The organism is Streptomyces actinomycinicus (assembly GCF_016741775.1).
GTDB classification, from domain to species: domain Bacteria; phylum Actinomycetota; class Actinomycetes; order Streptomycetales; family Streptomycetaceae; genus Streptomyces; species Streptomyces actinomycinicus.
This window is the reverse complement of the sequence record NZ_JAERRK010000002.1, coordinates 1-16,781: the sequence shown is the minus strand read 5'-3', so window position 1 is coordinate 16,781 and position 16,781 is coordinate 1. Positions and strand designations below refer to the sequence as shown.

The window sequence follows — 16,781 nt, the reverse complement described above, 5'->3', positions numbered from 1 at the left end:
GAAGGAGCAACGATGTCCGCTGTCACCCTGCTGCCAGGGGAGACGCTGCGGCGCCTGGACGACACCGGAGTCACGCTGAGCGTCGCGGTCGATCCGGAGGCGCCGGTGTTCGCCGGGCACTACCCCCGGTTCCCGTTGCTGCCCGGAGTGTTCCTGCTCGAGCTGACGCAGTGCGCGGTGCGCCGCTTCGCCGCCGGGCACGGGCGCCGCCTGCTGCTGGAGTCCGTCGTGTCCGCCCGCTTCCTGTCCCCGGTGACCCCGGGTGCCGAGGTCACCGCCGACTGCGCCCTCACGGCGGGCGAGGACGCCCTGTGGACGGTGACCGGACACTGCACCGCCGACGGCGCGAAGGCGGCCACCTTCCGCCTGCGCTACCGCGAGCTGTAGTGGCTCCCGCCCACCCGTCCCACCAACCGCAGGGGAAAGGCAGACCGCACATGTCCGCTACGTTCGGGCCCGGAACGGCGAAGACGCTCATTCCGCATCGCTATCCGATCCTGCTCGTGGACCGGGTGCTCGAGGTCACGGCCGGCCACGGCATCTCCACCGTCAAGGCCGTGACGTGCAACGAGCCCTGGTACCAGGACGTCCCGGAGGACGCGGAGGACGGCGCGTACGCCTACCCCACCGCCCTGCTGATCGAGTCCTGGTGCCAGAGCGCCGCTCTGCTGGCCGCCCACGGCGACCAGGGCGGCGCGGGGGAGGGGGAGGTCGTCCTGTTCGGCGGCATGTCCAAGGTGACGGTGCACGGGCAGGCCTACCCGGGCGACCTCGTGCGCCACGACGTGAAGTTGGTGCAGCAGACCGCCGGCGCCACGTTCTTCGAGGGCACCGCCTCGGTCGGCGGCGAGCCGATCCTCACCGTCGGCCAGGCGGTGACGCTGGTGAAGCCGGCCGCCGCCCTGCAAGCCACGGGCGCAAGCTGACCGGTCCGGTCCCGCACCGGGTCCCGGCCGGCCCGGCCGGTCAATCCGAAATAAAAGAATTCACGGGCGTTCGCGAAATCAGCGCCCGTGTCTTTCGCGCGCCGATTTCCGGCGGAAAAGCCGCTTAATTCTGAACCCCTATACGGCCTGGATGTGCCGGAGTTGGGCGCGCTAATCTAATTGAGTAAAGGCGAGACTCGCCTTTCCGGAAGATGGGGAATGGAAATGTCAACCGCAGTGCAGCAGGAGCAGCTCGACGAGATCCGCGAGATCGTTGCCGAGGTTCTCGAGGTCGAGCCCGAGGAGATCACCGAGACCAGCAACTTCGCCAACGACCACGAGGCCGACTCGCTCCGCGCGATCGAGATCCTCGCCCGCCTGGAGAAGAAGTACAAGGTCGAGATCCCGCAGTCGGACCTCCCGAAGATGGAGAACCTGACCGCGGTGTACCAGATCCTCGCCGAGCGCGCCGGCTGGCTGGACTGATCACATGCGACGGGTAGTCATCACGGGCCTGGGGCCTGTCTCGAGTATCGGGATCGGAGCAGCCGCTTACGAGCAGGCGCTGCGACAGGGTGTCAACGGCGTCTCGCCCATCGAGTGCTTCGACACCACGGGTTTCCCCTACTACATGGCCGGAGAGGTGCACGACTTTCGGCCGGAGGACATGGTCCGTCGGCTGTCTGTCGAAGAGTGGGGCCGCACCAGCCTCTTCGCCGCGTCCGCCGCCCGTCTCGCGGTGGCGGACGCCGGCATCGACGAGGACGTCCTCGCGTCCTCGCGGGCCGGTTCCACCATGGGAACCACCGGAGGTGAGACGCAGATCCTGGAGCGGCTCACCGCCGACTCCCTCGCCGGCGGTCCCACCGGTCTGGACGCCGGCCTGGTGCGTCAGGTCTCCAGCGCGCGACTGTCGCAGGCCGTCAACCGCGAACTGCGCCTCACCGGCGACGCGGTGACGCTGTCCACCGCGTGCTCGGCCAGCAACTACGCTCTCGGCTTCGCCAGCGACATGATCCGCTCGGGCGAGACGGACTACATGATCGCCGGTGGTGCGGACTCGGTGCACCGCTGGTCGCACGCCGGGTTCTACCGGCTCGGTGCGCTCACCGAGAAGGCGTGCTCGCCCTTCGACAGGGACCGCTCGGGCATCATCACCGGCGAGGGCGGTGCCGCGATGTTCCTGGAGAGCCTGGACTCGGCACTCGCCCGCGGCGCCCGCATCTACGCCGAGGTACTCGGCTACGGCCTCAACTGCGACGCCAGCCACATGGTCGCACCGGACCGGGCGAGCATCGCCGCGTGCATGCGGCTCGCGCACAAGAACGCCGGCATCCGGCCCGAGGACGTGGACTACATCTGCGCCCACGGCACCGGCACCCCGGCCAACGACTACACCGAGGCCAGCGCCGTGGTCGACGTCTTCGGCGACGACCCGCCGCCGATCAGCTCGACCAAGTCGATGCTGGGACACGCGATGGGAGCCGCGAGCGGCCTCGGCGCGATCGCCTCGGTGCTCGGCATCCGCGGCTCCTTCCTGCCGCCGACCATCAACTTCAGCACTCCTGACCCGGAGCTGCCGGCGATCGACCCGGTGCCGAACCACGCCCGTACCGCGGACGTCCGGATCGCCCAGGTGAACGGATTCGCGTTCGGCGGCAACAACGCCATCGTCGTCCTCGGGAGGATGTCTTGACGACCGCCACCGGCACCGCAGCGGCCGCCACACCCGATACGGCCGCCACCGGCACGCTGGCCATCACCGGTTTCGGCGTGCTCTCCGGAGCGGGCCTCGGACCGGAGGCCCTCGCGGCGGCGCTCGCGGACCCCGAGCCCGGCAACGCCTCCGAGCTGTACGAGGAGCCGCTGCCCCGCCCCGAGGCCCACGCGCTCGTGGACTTCAAGGTCCGCGACCACCTGGGCCGCAAGGGCACCTCGTTCTTCGACCGCGCCACCTCCCTCGGTCTGGTCGCCTGCAAGGCCGCGCTCGCCGACTCCGATCTGGAGGTCGGCGAGGACAACCGCGACCGCATCGGCATCACCCTGGGCACCACCACCGGCAGCGCCAAGTCGACCAGCGACTACAGCCGGGACACCTTCACCCAGGACCGTCCCTACCTGGTCAACCCGCTGCTGTTCCCCAACGCCGTGATGAACTGCGCGGCCGGGCAGGCGGGCATCTGGTTCGGCCTCAAGGGCCCCAACGCCACGGTGGCCGGCGGCCACATGGCGATGCACAACGCCCTGCGCTACGGCCGCAACCTCATCAACTGCCACTACGCGGACGCCCTGCTCGTCGGCTGTGTGGAGGAGTTCAGCCCGCACACCGCGTGGGCCGCGTACTTCATGCAGTCCGTCGAGGGCGGCGACCTGCCTGCCGGTGAGGGCGCCGCGGTGTTCGTCGTCGAGCGCGCCGAGGAGGTGCGCGCGGCGGGCCGCGCCATGGACGCCGAGGTGCTGGCCGTGGAGGCCGGTGTCTTCGATCCCCCCGGCCCCGACGGAGCGTTCTCCGCCGGCCTGGAGACCTGTCTGCGGCGGGCCCTGGGCCGCGCCGGAGTGACGCCCGACGAGGTCGCCACCGTGGCCACGGCCTGGAACGGCATGCCGCGCCTCGACGACGCCGAAGAGGCCGCCGTCACCGCCGTGCTCGGCGCGGACGTGCCACGGCTGCGGGTCACGGAGGCCACCGGCGAGGCGCTCAGCGCCACCGGCGCCTTCCAGGTCGCCGCACTGCTCGCCCGGCACCGGGCCGAACCGGGCCGCGACGGCGAGATCTCGGTCATCACCACCCGCTCCGCGGAGGGCGCCGCCGGTGCCGCGGTCATCAGGGGGTGGAGCCGTGTCGGCGGCCATCACGGGTAGCTCCATGGTCACCTGCCTCGGTGACCTGGAAGCCACCTGCCTGGCCCTCCTGGAAGGGCGCAGCGGGGTCGCCCCGCTGCGCCTCGGCGACCCCGGCAAGCTCGGCGTCACCCACGGCTACGAGATCCAGGACGGCCGGCCGGGGTCCAGGCCGCGCCTGGCGGGCGACTGGCTCGCCGACTGCGTGGCCGAGGCCCTGCGCGACGCCGGGGTGGACCCCGCCCGGCGCCGGGTGGCAGTGGTCGTGGGCACCGGTCTGCGCGAGCTGCGCGGCGTCGAGCAGTGGCACGCCGACGGCACCCCGCTGCACCTGACACAGCTGCACTTCAGGGAGGCCGTCCGGGCGGCGGTGCCCGAGGTCACGGAGGTGCACACCATCGCCAACGCGTGCGCGGCCTCCGGATACGCGCTGGCACTCGGCGCGGACATCCTCGAACTGGGCGACGCCGACGTGGTGGTCGCCGCCGGGTGCGACACGATGACGGAGAGCATGCTCACCGTCATCGGCAAGGTGACGGACGGCACCTCGGACATGGTCCGCCCGTTCGACGAGGACCGCCCGGGCGTCCTGCTCGGCGAGGGTGCCGCGGCCGTGGTCCTCGAGCGCCCCGAGGACGTCCCCGAGGGGCGGCCCACCCTCGGTGTGCTCCGGGGCGTCGGCCTCACCTGCGACGCGTACCACGAGACCGCGCCCGACCGGGCGGGGATCGTCGCGGCCATGCGGCAGGCGCACGAGTACGCGGGGACATCGCCGGACGACATCGGCCTGGTGGTGGCGCACGGCACCTCCACCGGTCTCAACGACCCCACCGAGGGCGCCGCCCTCCTCGAGGTGTTCGGTCCCGACGGCCCGCCGGTCACGGCCGTCAAGGGCGCGATCGGCCACACGTCGGGCGGCTCGGCACTGATGAGCGTCCTCGTCGCACTCACCGCCATGCGTGCCGGGACCGTCCCACCGGTGGTGGGGCTGCGCTCGCCGATGCCCGAGGCCGAGAAGCTCGGCCTCGTGCGGGGCGCCCCGCTGCGGGCCCGCCCGCGCCTCGCGCAGGTCGACGCCTTCGGCTTCGGCGGTGTCAACGCCGTGACGATCGTGGAGGCGAGTGATGACTGACCGCGACCCGCAGATCGTGCTGGCGGGCTGGGCCGTGCACGTGCCCGGAAGGACAGCCGCCGAGCTGCCCGGCTCCCCGCAGGAGCCCGCCTGTTCCGCGGCCGATGCCAAGCTCGTCCTCGGCCGCAAGGGACTGCTCGGCAAGGAGCCGGCCACCCGCCTCGCCCTGTGCGCGGTGCACCGGGCACTCGGCGTGCCACCGGGCCGGACCCCCGGCCCGGTGGACCAGGCGGCCGGCACCGCCGTCGTCGTCGCCTCGAACCTCGGCAACGTCGAGACCGTCTGCACGATGGTCTCGGACATGCGTGAGGGCGGCGGCGCCGCGGTGAGCGTCCTGGACGCGCCGAACGCCTCCAGCAACATCATCGCCAGCAGCATCGCGATCAGGTACGGCTTCACGGGGCCGAACCTCGCGGTGTGCAGCGGCGCCACGGCCGGACTCGACGCCGTGCAGCTCGCCGCCCGGCTGCTGCGCGCGGGCCGGGCCCGCCGCGCCGTGGTCGTGGGCGTCGAGCCCGCGGACCCGGTGGCCCGGGACCTCGAGGCGCTGCGTCCGGACGGCGGCGCCCTGACCGAGGGGGCCGGCTGTGTCCTGCTCGGCGTGCCCGGCGCCTGGACCGGCCGCGCGACGGTCACCATCGGCTCCGTCGAGCGGCACGGCCTGCGGCCCGCCGGCGCGGAGCCCGGTGTCGGCAGCCACTACGGCGCCGACGGTGTCATCGGCCTCGCGGTCGCGGCCGAACGGCTCGCCTCCGGGCAGGCCACGGGCCCGCTCACGGTGGCCTGCGGCGACCGCGAGGACGCCTGGGCCGCTGTGACCGCGAGCCGGCTGGAACCGATCGGCAGCGCGGCATGACCGGGTGGGACACGGTGGCCCGGGCCGACGGCCTGGAAGTGCGGCGCGGCCCGGGGCAGGGCCCCGTGCTCGTCGCCGCCCACGGCATCGAGGACTCCTGGGGCATCTGGCGCGACCTCGCGGAACACCTGTCCGGCTACCGCGTCTACGCGCTCCAGCTGCCCTGGCACGGCGGCAACTCCTACGCCTGGCGGGCCGACGGTTCGCCGGGCGAGTGGCTGCGCCGTGCCCTGGAGCTGGTGCCCGAGCGGCCCGCCGCCCTGGTGGGCCACTCGTTCGGGGCCAACGCCGTACTGGAGTTCCTGGCCAGGTGCGACGGCGACCCGGGTGTCGGTGCCGCGGTGCTCGCGGCACCGTTCTACCGCCCGGCCGGCTTCCCCGTGTCCCCCGCGATCCGGTTGCGCTCGGAGGGCGCGCTGCGCAAGGTGATCCGTCAGGGAGTCACCCTCGCGCTCGGCCCCCGCGCGGCCCGGATCGATCCCGAGATCATCGCCGCGATGACCCAGAAGGCGAGCGATCGCGCCGTCGTCGGCGGACTTCCCGTCTTCCACCGGGAGTTCGAGGCGTCCGGCCGGCTCGACCTCTCCGGCATCAAGGTGCCCACCCTGGTCCTGGCCGGGGTGGACGACGAGTCGCTCACCCCGATGCGGGCCACCGCCCTCGACCGCGCCATGCCCGCGGCGACGGTCCGGCTGCGCGGGGTGTACGGACACTTCTGCCATGTGACGCAGGCGCGGGAGCTGGCCGGAGAGGCGGACGTGTTCCTGCGCCGCATCCTCTCCGCCCCGCCGGTCACCGCCACGGCCACGGAACCCGCGTCCGTACCCGTGTCCGACTACGCACCGGCACCGGAATCCCCACACGCACCGGAGTTCGCAGCCGCGCCGGCACTCGCACCCGCACCGGAATGCGTACCCGACCCCATATGCGCACCCGCATCCGATTTCGAAGAAGAAGGCACTGTGACGAAACTGCTTGACGGCGCCCCCACGACCTATGTCGGCATGCCCCGCTATGAAGGCGCCAACATCCGTACCTGGATCGGGTTCAAGCACTTCATGTACCTGGCCGAGGAGGCCGTACTGGAGTACTTCCGCGAGCGTGGTGTCGGGGCCCGCGACATGTACCACCGCTACGGTCTCGGCCTGGAGATCGTGGACTCCTCGGTGCAGCTGCCCGCGACGCTCTTCGTCGACGACCGCGTCTACGCCACGGTGGTCTCGGCCACGCCCAAGCCGGACCAGGGCGCGCCGTTCACCATCACGCTCACGGTGGAGCGCGGCGGCGAGGCCGTCACCGTGCTCAAGGGCAAGCTGCGGGTCGCCCTCGTCGCCGTCAAGGACGGCTCCGGGACCGAGCCGGTGCCCGCGATGCTCGCGCCCTTCGTGGTGCCCGAGGTGGCCGCCCTCGCCAATGCCAAGTCGGCCAGCCTGCCCATCGCGCCCGGCCAGGAGGTCGCCGACGTCCTGGTCCCCGAGGGCTCCGGCGCGCACCTGTGGTCCTGGCGGGCCCCGTACTACTACTGCCACTTCTCCGACCGGCTCCAGCACTCGGCCTACGTCCGCACGCTCGAGGAGGTCGTCGACCGCTTCCTGCACGACCGGGGCCTCGCCATCGGCAAGCTGCTCGAGGAGCGGGCCTGGATCCCGGTCGTCTCCCGGGCCCGGGTGCAGGTCCTCTCCGACATCTTCATGGAGGAGACCGTGCACACGGTCTTCACCGTCGAGGACGTCATCAAGGACACCGTCTACACGGCCCGCATGGACTGCTACGTGCGCCGCGGGGAGAGCCTGGAGCTGGCCGCGACGGCGACGATCATGCACGGCTACGCCATCAGCAGGGGCGAGGAGGCCGGCACGGTCGCGCTCTTCGACGAGGACGTGAAGGCGGCGCTGCTCGGGGGCCAGGCATGAGAAGGCCGCCCCGCCTGTACTTCTCGCTGCGCAGCCCGTTCAGCTGGATGGCCGTGCGCCTGCTGGAAGAGCGCCTGCCCGACGCGGACCGGCTCATCGAGTACGTGCCGTTCACCGAACCGGACGAGCAGAGCCTCGCCGAACTGACGGCGCGCGGCGGCGAGTTCCACTACGTCGCGATGAGCAAGGCCAAGCACCTGTACATCCTCAGCGACACCAAGCGGCTGGCCGCGAAGCACGGCTTCGCGATGAAGTGGCCGATCGACACCGGTGACGAGTGGTGGGAGCTGCCGCACCTCGGCTGGCTCAAGGCGCGCGAACTCGGGGTCCACCGCGAGTACTACCGCGCGGTGATGGCCGCCCGCTGGGAGCGGGGCGAGGACATCTGCGACCGCGGACAGCTGCGCCGCGTCTGCAACGAGGCCGGCCTGGACGGTGACGTGCTGGCAGCCGCCCCCGAGGACCCGGCCATCCGGGAGCAGGGCGTCCAGGCGCTCATGGACGTGTACGAGGACGACGTGTTCGGCGTCCCCTACTTCCGGCTCGGCAGGCACCGCTACTGGGGCCTGGACCGCCTCGACGACTTCGTCACCGCGCTCGAGCAGCAGCTGGCGGCCACCGCCGCGAAGGGCTGAGCCATGAGCCCGAGCACCCCGCGCGCGAACGGTGTACGGAAGCCGGGCTCCGGCTCCGCGCTGATGGGCGAGACATGGCGCGAGGACCCGCTGGCGAACGTCCCGAGGGCGCTGGACGACCCCTTCGGAGTCTTCCTCGCCGCACTGGAACAGCAGCTGGCCACCGTACGGCCACGGAAAGGCACGGAGAGATGAGTACGAACACGCTGCGGCCGGACGGGCCGCGCGAGCCGGCCGCCGGCTACCCCCTGGTGGACGAGGAGTGGGGTGAGGACCCGCTGGCGGGCGTCCCGAAGGAGGTCGTCGACCGCGTCGGCGCCCTGGACCAGGACACCGCGGGCGGCTGCGGCTGAGCCGCAGCGCTGTGGTTCCGCCCCCGGCCGGACCGGCCCCAGCTGGTCCCGGCCGGATCGAGTTGTGCCGTACCGGCTAAGGAGAGAGAGCAGTGACTGAAGAGGGATGCACCGTCGTCACGGGCGGTTCCAGGGGCATCGGACGCGCGGTGGCCGTCCGCCTGGCACAGGAAGGCCGCAACATCGCCTTCTGCTACCGCTCGGGCACGGAGGCGGCCGAGGAGACCGAGAAGCTGATCCGCGAGGCGGGCGCGCAGGTGTACCACGCCCCCTGCGACGTGTCCGACTTCGACGCCGTACAGGAGTTCGTCGCCGCGGCGGAGAAGGCGGCCGGCCCGGTGCGCGCCCTCGTCAACTCGGCCGGCATCGTCCGGGACAACCCGATGGTCCTGATGGACCCGAAGGACTGGCGGGCCGTCATCGGCACCAACCTCGACGGGACGTTCAACTTCTGCCGCGCGGTGGTCTTCGGCTTCATGAAGCGCAAGGAGGGCACGATCGTCAACATGTCCTCCGTCGCGGGCATCGACGGCAACGCCACCCAGTCGAACTACTCCGCCTCCAAAGCCGGCATCCAGGGCATGAGCATCTCGCTCGCCAAGGAACTGGCCGGTTACGGCGTGCGGGTCAACGTGGTCGCCCCCGGTTTCATCGAGACCGACATGACCGACGCGCTCTCGGAAAAGGTGCGCGCCCAGGCCCTGAAGAGCATTCCGCTGCGCCGCTACGGCCGCGCGGACGAGGTCGCCGGCCTCGTGTCGTTCCTGCTCTCGGAGAAGGCCGGCTACATCACCGGCGCGGTGATCCGGGTGGACGGCGGAGTCGTGCTGTGACCCTCGTCGCCCCGCCGCCCGTGCCCGGCGCCGCCATCGAGGCCGGCCGCCGGGCACGGGCGGTCCCGCTGCCCGCCGTCGACTCCTGCACCGTCCTGTCGGCCACCGAGGTCACCGCCCACAAGCTCATCCGCGCCGACGACCCGTACATGGAGGGGCACTACCCGGACTTCACCATCTATCCGGGCGCGTTCGTCATCGAGTCCGTCTACCAGGCGGTCCTGCACCTGGTGTGGGAGAACCACGGCACGCACGCCTTCGCGGAACCGGCACACATCACCTCCGTCCGCTTCCTCGCGGCACTGCGGCCCGGCGACCGGCTCGACATCCACTGCGTCGCCAGGGCCGTCGGCGCGGACGGCGCGGACGAGCTGGAGGTCACCGCCGACTGCCGCAGGGGGGACACACGGGCCGCGAAGGTCTCGATGCGCTTCCGGATCGCGGCCGGTACCGGCACCGAAGCGGTCCCCGACGGCGACTCCGGTGCCGGCGGGACCGGTTCCGGCGGGACCGGTTCCGCCGGCCCGCAGACGGTGCTGCTCGAACACGCCGGGATCCGCGGCACGATCCCGCACGCCCACCCCATGCTCCTGGTCGACCGGGTCCTGGCCCTCGACCCCTACGACCGCATCGTCACCAGCAAGGCGGTCACGGGCAGCGAACCGTGCTACGCGCGGCTGGCACCCGGCGCGGGAGAGCGCGCCCTGCGCTATCCGCCGTCCCTCCTGATCGAGTCCTGGGGGCAGGGCGGCGCCCTGCTGTGGCTGCAGCGCGAGCGGGCCGGGGGACAGCCGGACGGCACCGCACCCATCTTGGCCGCCGTACGCGACATCACCTTCCACCGGGGCGTCCACCCCGGGGACACCCTGCGGCACACCGTCCGCATCGACCAGTACACGGCCGCCGGCGTCATCATGAGCGGCGAGACCCACCGGGGAGACGAACTGGTCGCCGAGATCGGCCAGGCGCTCGCCGTGCTGCGCCCCTCGAACGGGCTGCTTTGAAGTATTGAAAGAGATCGCGACCGACGCGCGCTCAACGCATATTCTCACTGTGCTGCCGAATCGATGAGTCTCAGTGAATTCTGAATGTGTTGCCGAGTGCCGGAAAAGGCGAACGTCGCGTTTTTGGCGAGTGATTTCCGCCGTGGTTTCGACTTTGCCGGGCCAGTGAAGCAGAACACCTCATACGGCCGCGGCTGAGCACCGTCGCCGACGTAACCGCCCAGCGGGCAGAGACCGGCGTCGAGAAAACCAACGGAGGGGAACGACAATGTCAGCAGTGCCTGCTGAAGCCATTGATCTCACTGCGGCGCAGCGCGGCATGTGGTTCGCTCAGCGGTTGGACCCGGACAACGCCATCTACAACATCGCCGAGTACGTCGACATCCGCGGCCCGCTCGACCGGGCCGCGTTCGCCGAGGCACTGCACCGGGTCCTGGGCGAGGCCGAGGCGCTGCGGACCACCTTCCACGAGCACGACGGCGAGCCGGTGCAGAACGTGCACCCGGCCCCGCCCGCCCAGCTCCGCACGGTCGACGTCAGCACCGAACAGGACCCGGAGGCGGCCGCCCTCGACTGGATGCTGGCCGACGCCCGCACAGCGGTGGACCCCGCCCGGGACCCGCTGTACCTGTTCGCCCTCATCGACCTCGGCGGCGAGCGGCTCCAGTGGTACTACCGCGCCCACCACCTCGTCCTCGACGGATTCAGCGGCGGCCTGATCGCCGGCCGCACCGCCGAGATCTACCGGGAACTCACCGGCGGCCAGGCCCCCGATCCCCGGCGTGCGCTGGGCGGTCTCCCCGAACTCGTCGAGGCCGACGCGGCCTACCGTGCCTCGGACGGCTTCGCGGCCGACCGGGAGTACTGGCTCGACCGCTTCGGGGACCGGCCGGAGCCCGCCAGCCTCTCGGGCGGCCAGCCGGTCATGCCCTCCTCGTTCCACCGGTGCACCGGGCGCCTTCCGGACCCGGTCACCGACGGGCTGCACCGGCTCGCCCGGGAGACGAACACGAGCTGGCCGGCCGTCACCGCCGCCGCCATCGCGCTGTACATGGCGAAGATGACCAACACCACCGACGTCGTCCTCGGCCTGCCGGTCGCGGCCCGCCGCACGGGCGCCGCCCGGCGCATCCCGGGCATGGTCTCCAACGTCCTGCCGCTGCGCATCCCGGTACCGGCCACAGGCACCGTGGCCGAGCTGGCCAGGGCGGCTGCCGAGGCGATGCACGGCGCGATACGCCACCAGCACTACCGGTACGAGGACCTGCGCCGTGACCTGAAGCTCATCGGCGACGACCGCCGGCTCGTCGGACCGCAGATCAACTTCCTGATGTTCGACGCCGACTTCTCGATCCCCGGCTGCGAGACGGTCTCACACAGCCTCACCGTCGGCCCCAACGACGACATGACGTTCGTGGTCGACGGCCGGCCGGGCCGCCACGGCCTCGCGATCGACCTGCACGCCAACGGCGACGTCTACGAGCCCGGCGACGTGCACCGGCACGCGGCCCGGTTCGAGCACCTCCTCGCCGACCTGGCCCGTTCGGCACCGGACCGGTCCCTCGGCCGCATCGAGGTGGCGACGCCCGCCGAACGCGACCACCTCGTCCACGTATTGAACGACACCGGCCGCGACCTCGGCACCCTGACCGCCCTCCTCGAAGCCCAGACGAGCCGCACCCCCGAGGCCGAAGCCCTCGTCTTCGACGACGAGACGCTGACCTACCGGGAGCTGCACACCCGCGCCAACCGGCTCGCCCACCGGCTCATCGGCCTGGGCATCGGACCGGAGGACCGCGTCGCCGTCGCGCTGCACCGCTCGGCGGACCTGGTCGTGGCGCTCCTCGCCACGCTCAAGGCCGGCGCCGCCTACGTGCCCGTCGACCCCGGCCACCCCCGGGACCGGATCGAGTACGTCCTCGACGACGCACAGCCGACCGCGGTCCTCACCACCACGGACACCGCCTCGCACCTGCCCCCCACCGGCTGCCCGTTCCTGTGCCTCGACGACGCCGGCACCCGCGCGGACCTCGCCCGGCACCCCGGCACCGACCCCACCGACCGGGACCGCACCACCCCGCTGCGGTCGAGCCACCCGGCGTACCTCATCTACACCTCCGGCTCCACCGGCCGCCCCAAGGGCGTCGTCGTCCCGCACGCCGGAATCGTCAACCGGCTCCGGTGGATGCAGGATCAGTACCGTCTCACCGGCGACGACCGCATCCTGCAGAAGACCCCCTCGGGCTTCGACGTGTCCGTATGGGAGTTCTTCTGGCCCCTGGCCGAGGGAGCCACCCTGGTCGTGGCACGGCCCGACGGGCACAAGGACCCCGCCTACCTCGCCGAGGTCATCCGCGCACAGCGGATCTCCACCCTGCACTTCGTCCCCTCCATGCTGCAGGCGTTCCTGGCCCGCGCCCCCTTCACCGAGGCGTTCCCCGCCCTGCGCCGGGTCGTGTGCAGCGGCGAGGCGCTGCCCCGCGAGACCCAGCGCCAGTTCTTCGCCGCGCTCCCCGCGGTGGAACTGCACAACCTGTACGGCCCGACCGAGGCGTCCGTCGACGTCACCGCCTGGCGGTGCGGTCCGCACGACGAGGGCGACAGCGTCCCGATCGGCGCGCCCGTCTGGAACACCCGCGCCTACGTCCTCGACGCCGCGCTACGCCCCGTACCGGCGGGCGTACCCGGCGAGCTGTACCTCTCCGGCGTCCAACTGGCCCGCGGCTACCTCAACCGCAGCGCGCTGACCGGCGAGCGGTTCGTCGCCGACCCCTTCCGGCACGGCGAGCGGATGTACCGGACAGGCGACCTGGCCCGGTGGCGGGACGACGGCAACCTCATCTTCCTGGGACGCTCCGACGACCAGGTCAAGATCCGCGGCTTCCGCGTCGAACTCGGCGAGATCGAAGCGGCCCTCTGCGACCTCGACGAGGTGCGGCAGGCCGCCGTGATCCTGCGGTCGGACGGCCCCGGCGGCAGCCAGCTCGTCGGCTACGTGACCCTGCGCTCCGGCACCGACGCACGCTCCGCCGATCTGCGCCGCGCCCTGGCCGACCGGCTGCCGGAGTACATGATCCCGGCCGCCGTGGTGATCCTGACCGACCTGCCCACCACCGCCAACGGCAAACTGGACCGGCGCGCCCTGCCCGCACCGGACTACGGCGGCCTCACCACCGCGGCCGCCGCCCGCAACGAGGCCGAGGACATCCTGTGCCGGGCCTTCGCCGAAGTGCTCGGCCTGGAGACCGTCGGCGTCACCGACAACTTCTTCGACCTCGGCGGCGACAGCATCGTCGCGATGCGCCTCGTCTCCCGGGCCCGCGCCCGGGGACTGCTCCTGACCGCCGAGGACGTCTTCGCGTACAAGACCGCCGAGGCGCTCGCCCCGCGTGCCACGGCCACCGGGACGGACGACGACGAGGAAGCGGGCCCGGTGGGCGAGGTCCCCACCACACCGATCATGGAGTGGCTGCGCGGCCGCGGCGAACGCATCGACCGCTTCGGCCAGTTCGCCCTCGTACAGACCCCGGCCGGAGTCCGCGCCGACCACCTCGGCACCGCGCTGCGCGCCCTGCTCACCCACCACGACGTCCTCCGGGCCCGCCTGGAACGCTTCCCGTCGTGGCGACTGCGCATCACGGACGCCACCGACCTCACCGACGGTCTCGAGGTCGTCGACGTCGCCGGCCTCGACCAGGACGCGCTCGCCGCCACCGTTGCCGACCACCGGGAGGCCGCGGCGAACCGACTGCGGCCCGACGACGGCGTGATGGTCCAAGCGGTCTGGTTCGACGCCGGAAGCACCCGGCCCGGCAGGCTGCTGCTCGTCCTGCACCACCTCGTGGTCGACGGCGTCTCCTGGCGCATCCTCCTCGACGACCTCGAGAGCGCCTACGGCGCGGCGGCGGCCGGCCGCACCCCCGACCTCGGCGCCCGCGGCACCTCCTTCCGCGGCTGGGCCCACCGGCTCGCGGACGAGGCCCGCTCGCCCCGGCGGACCGCCGAACTCCCGGCCTGGACCGACCAGGTCGCCCGCCCCGCACCGCTGCTGCCGGGCGGCGGCCGGCTCGACCCGGCCCGGGACACCGTGGCCCGGCTCGTCTCCCTCGACACCACACTCGAACCCCACCTGACCGAACCACTCCTGACCACCGTGCCGGCCAGGATCAACGGAGCCGTCACCGACGTACTGCTGACCGCGCTGCTGATGGCGGTCCCCCAGTGGCGCGGCGCGGACGAACCCGGGGACGGCCGGCTCACCGTCGCCCTCGAAGGCCACGGCCGCGTACCGCTCACCGAGACGCACGACCTGTCCCGGACCGTGGGCTGGTTCACCTCGCTGTACCCGGTGACACTCGGCCTCGACCCGGCGACCGCGCGGGCCGCGAGCCAGGGCGGCGCCGCCACGGACGACGCCCTCAAGCAGATCAAGGAGCAGCTCCGCGCCGTCCCCGGCGACCGCATCGGCTACGGACTGCTGCGCCACCACAACCCGGACACCGCCGCCGGACTCGCCGCACGCCCTGGGCCCGACGTGGGCTTCAACTACCTCGGCCGCTTCGACGCCGCCGCCACCGACCCGCACAGCTGGGGCCTCGCGCCCGGTGAGGCCCTCGGCGAGATCACGGAACCCGCCATGCCCGCCGCCTACCAGCTCGACATCAACGTCATGGTGCGCGACGGAGCGGACGGCCGCCGCCTGACCGCGCGGTGGACCTGGCCCGAGGCCCTCGTCACCGAGGAAGCGGCCACCCGCCTCGCGGGCCTGTGGCAGCGCTGCCTGGAAGCGCTCATCACCAGCGCGGAGCAGTCGGACACGGTGGTGCAGACCCCGTCGGACCTCACCTTGAACACCCTCAGCCAGAACGAGCTTGACGCTCTCGAAGACGAGTTGGCCCGAGAATGGGAGAACGCCCAGTGAAGCAGTCGCGTATCGAAGACGTCCTTCCCCTTACGCCCCTGCAGGCCGGCCTGCTCTTCCACGCGCAGTACGACGAGACGGCACCCGACGTCTACACGGTCCAGTTCGCCCTCTCGCTGAGCGGCCCGCTCGACGTCACCGCCCTGCGCGGGGCCGCCGCCAAGCTGCTGGAGAGGCACCCCAGCCTGCGGGCCGGCTTCCGGGCCCGCCGTGACGGCGACCCCGTCCAGGTGGTGCACCGCACCGTGCCGCTGCACTTCACCGAGCACGACCTGCGCAGGCTGGCCCCGGCGGAGCGCCTGCGGGAGCAGGAACGGGTGATCGCAGAGGACCGCGCCCGCCGCTTCGACCCGGCCGTCCCCCCGCTCCTGCGCTTCGCCCTGATCCGCCTGACCGACGACAGCCACGTCCTGCTGCTCACCAACCACCACATCCTCCTCGACGGGTGGTCGATGCCCCTGCTCATCGAGGACCTCCTGCACCTGTACGCCGACCCCGAAGCCCGGGACCTCCCGGCAGCTGTCCCGCACCGCACCTACCTGGCCTGGCTGATGCGCGAGGACGCGACGGCGCACACGGCGGCCTGGGGCGAACTCCTCGACGGCGTGGACGAAGCCACCCTGCTGGCGCCCGGTGTCCCCGCGGACGCCGACAAGACCCCGCTCAACCACGTCGTCCAGCTCTCGGCCGAACTCACCGAGGCCCTGAACACGTTCGCCCGCTCGCACGGCCTGACCGCCAACACGGTGGTGCAGGGCGCCTGGTCGCTGCTGCTGGCCCACCACACCGGCCGCGACGACGTCGTCTTCGGTACCACCCTCGCGGGCCGCCCCGCGGAGGTACCCGGCGCCGAGTCCATGGTCGGCCTGTTCATCAACACCGTGCCGGTCCGCGCCCGGGTCCGTCCGGACGAGCAGGTGCTGACCCTGCTCGAACGCCTCCAGCAGCAGAGCCTGCGCATGGCGCGCCACCAGTACGTCGGCCTCGCCGACATCCAGCGCACCGCCGGCACGGGCGAACTCTTCGACTCGCTGGTCGTCTTCGAGAACTTCCCGCACGAACTCGACCAGTCGATCCCCGGCACCGCCCTGCGCCTGGCCGGGGTGGAGCCGCACGACGCCACGCACTACCCGCTGGCCCTGGTCATGGCCCCCGGACCGCGTCTCACCCTGCGCTTCAACTACCAGTCGGGCGCTTTCGCCCACGGCGAGGTGGAGGCCGTCGCGGACCGCCTCGTCCGGGTCATCACCTCGATCATCCGCGACGCGGCACAGCCGGTCGCGGCCGTCGACGTGCTGGGTGAGGAGGAACGCCACCGGGTCCTGGTGCAGTGGAACGACACTGGGGCGCCGGAGGTCCAGCCCTCC

15 protein-coding genes are annotated in these 16,781 nt (G+C 72.2%); all 15 read left to right on the top strand.

Annotation, left to right across the window (positions count from 1 at the left end):
• The first annotated feature begins 12 nt into the window (after positions 1-12).
• Positions 13-387: a 3-hydroxyacyl-ACP dehydratase FabZ family protein gene (locus tag JK359_RS04085; protein ID WP_201831719.1), complete on the top strand. Its 375-nt coding sequence runs from the start codon at positions 13-15 to the stop codon at positions 385-387.
• A gap of 50 nt (positions 388-437) precedes the next feature.
• Positions 438-926 carry a 3-hydroxyacyl-ACP dehydratase FabZ family protein gene (locus JK359_RS04080; protein WP_201831718.1) on the top strand — a complete coding sequence of 163 codons (489 nt, stop codon included), beginning with the start codon at positions 438-440 and terminating at the stop codon, positions 924-926.
• A 225-nt stretch (positions 927-1,151) separates the two neighbouring features.
• On the top strand, positions 1,152-1,412 hold the full coding sequence (locus JK359_RS04075; RefSeq protein ID WP_201831716.1) for an acyl carrier protein: 261 nt from the start codon (positions 1,152-1,154) through the stop codon (positions 1,410-1,412).
• 4 nt (positions 1,413-1,416) lie between these two features.
• On the top strand, positions 1,417-2,622 hold the full coding sequence (locus JK359_RS04070; RefSeq protein WP_201831714.1) for a beta-ketoacyl-[acyl-carrier-protein] synthase family protein: 1,206 nt from the start codon (positions 1,417-1,419) through the stop codon (positions 2,620-2,622).
• The gene (locus JK359_RS04065) at positions 2,619-3,788 is read left to right on the top strand and encodes a beta-ketoacyl synthase N-terminal-like domain-containing protein (RefSeq protein ID WP_201831712.1); all 1,170 of its coding nucleotides are present in this window, start codon (positions 2,619-2,621) and stop codon (positions 3,786-3,788) included. The genes JK359_RS04070 and JK359_RS04065 overlap by 4 nt, the downstream gene beginning before the upstream one ends.
• On the top strand, positions 3,766-4,899 hold the full coding sequence (locus JK359_RS04060; protein ID WP_307787950.1) for a beta-ketoacyl synthase N-terminal-like domain-containing protein: 1,134 nt from the start codon (positions 3,766-3,768) through the stop codon (positions 4,897-4,899). The genes JK359_RS04065 and JK359_RS04060 overlap by 23 nt, the downstream gene beginning before the upstream one ends.
• Entirely contained in the window at positions 4,892-5,755 is an 864-nt protein-coding gene (locus tag JK359_RS04055) for a beta-ketoacyl synthase N-terminal-like domain-containing protein (RefSeq protein WP_201831710.1), read from the top strand. The genes JK359_RS04060 and JK359_RS04055 overlap by 8 nt, the downstream gene beginning before the upstream one ends.
• Positions 5,752-7,668 (top strand): alpha/beta fold hydrolase, encoded by a 1,917-nt coding sequence (locus JK359_RS04050; RefSeq protein WP_201831708.1) that lies wholly within the window; start codon positions 5,752-5,754, stop codon positions 7,666-7,668. Before JK359_RS04055 ends, JK359_RS04050 begins: the two co-directional genes overlap by 4 nt.
• Complete coding sequence (locus tag JK359_RS04045; protein ID WP_201831707.1) at positions 7,665-8,303, top strand: 2-hydroxychromene-2-carboxylate isomerase; 639 nt, start codon at positions 7,665-7,667, stop codon at positions 8,301-8,303. Before JK359_RS04050 ends, JK359_RS04045 begins: the two co-directional genes overlap by 4 nt.
• Positions 8,304-8,306: 3 nt before the next feature.
• Positions 8,307-8,498 carry a hypothetical protein gene (locus JK359_RS04040; RefSeq protein ID WP_201831706.1) on the top strand — a complete coding sequence of 64 codons (192 nt, stop codon included), beginning with the start codon at positions 8,307-8,309 and terminating at the stop codon, positions 8,496-8,498.
• Positions 8,495-8,656 (top strand): hypothetical protein, encoded by a 162-nt coding sequence (locus JK359_RS04035; protein ID WP_201831705.1) that lies wholly within the window; start codon positions 8,495-8,497, stop codon positions 8,654-8,656. Before JK359_RS04040 ends, JK359_RS04035 begins: the two co-directional genes overlap by 4 nt.
• Positions 8,657-8,748: 92 nt before the next feature.
• Positions 8,749-9,489: a 3-oxoacyl-[acyl-carrier-protein] reductase gene (fabG, locus tag JK359_RS04030; RefSeq protein ID WP_201831703.1), complete on the top strand. Its 741-nt coding sequence runs from the start codon at positions 8,749-8,751 to the stop codon at positions 9,487-9,489.
• The gene (locus JK359_RS04025) at positions 9,486-10,493 is read left to right on the top strand and encodes an ApeI family dehydratase (protein ID WP_201831701.1); all 1,008 of its coding nucleotides are present in this window, start codon (positions 9,486-9,488) and stop codon (positions 10,491-10,493) included. Before fabG ends, JK359_RS04025 begins: the two co-directional genes overlap by 4 nt.
• Before the next feature lie 277 nt (positions 10,494-10,770).
• Positions 10,771-15,414, top strand: coding sequence for a non-ribosomal peptide synthetase (locus JK359_RS04020; protein ID WP_201831699.1), 4,644 nt, complete (start codon positions 10,771-10,773; stop codon positions 15,412-15,414).
• Positions 15,411-16,781: condensation domain-containing protein (locus JK359_RS04015; RefSeq protein ID WP_307787949.1), on the top strand; the 1,371-nt coding region annotated here is incomplete at its 3' end. The genes JK359_RS04020 and JK359_RS04015, both read left to right, overlap by 4 nt.

What these genes read in the sequence shown, in the direction of transcription:
- JK359_RS04085 (WP_201831719.1), top strand. Translation starts at nt 13, where the DNA reads ATGTCCGCTGTCACCCTGCTGCCAGGGGAGACGCTGCGGCGCCTGGAC.
- JK359_RS04080 (WP_201831718.1), top strand. Translation starts at nt 438, where the DNA reads ATGTCCGCTACGTTCGGGCCCGGAACGGCGAAGACGCTCATTCCGCAT.
- JK359_RS04075 (WP_201831716.1), top strand. Translation starts at nt 1,152, where the DNA reads ATGTCAACCGCAGTGCAGCAGGAGCAGCTCGACGAGATCCGCGAGATC.
- JK359_RS04070 (WP_201831714.1), top strand. Translation starts at nt 1,417, where the DNA reads ATGCGACGGGTAGTCATCACGGGCCTGGGGCCTGTCTCGAGTATCGGG.
- JK359_RS04055 (WP_201831710.1), top strand. Translation starts at nt 4,892, where the DNA reads ATGACTGACCGCGACCCGCAGATCGTGCTGGCGGGCTGGGCCGTGCAC.
- JK359_RS04050 (WP_201831708.1), top strand. Translation starts at nt 5,752, where the DNA reads ATGACCGGGTGGGACACGGTGGCCCGGGCCGACGGCCTGGAAGTGCGG.
- JK359_RS04045 (WP_201831707.1), top strand. Translation starts at nt 7,665, where the DNA reads ATGAGAAGGCCGCCCCGCCTGTACTTCTCGCTGCGCAGCCCGTTCAGC.
- JK359_RS04040 (WP_201831706.1), top strand. Translation starts at nt 8,307, where the DNA reads ATGAGCCCGAGCACCCCGCGCGCGAACGGTGTACGGAAGCCGGGCTCC.
- JK359_RS04035 (WP_201831705.1), top strand. Translation starts at nt 8,495, where the DNA reads ATGAGTACGAACACGCTGCGGCCGGACGGGCCGCGCGAGCCGGCCGCC.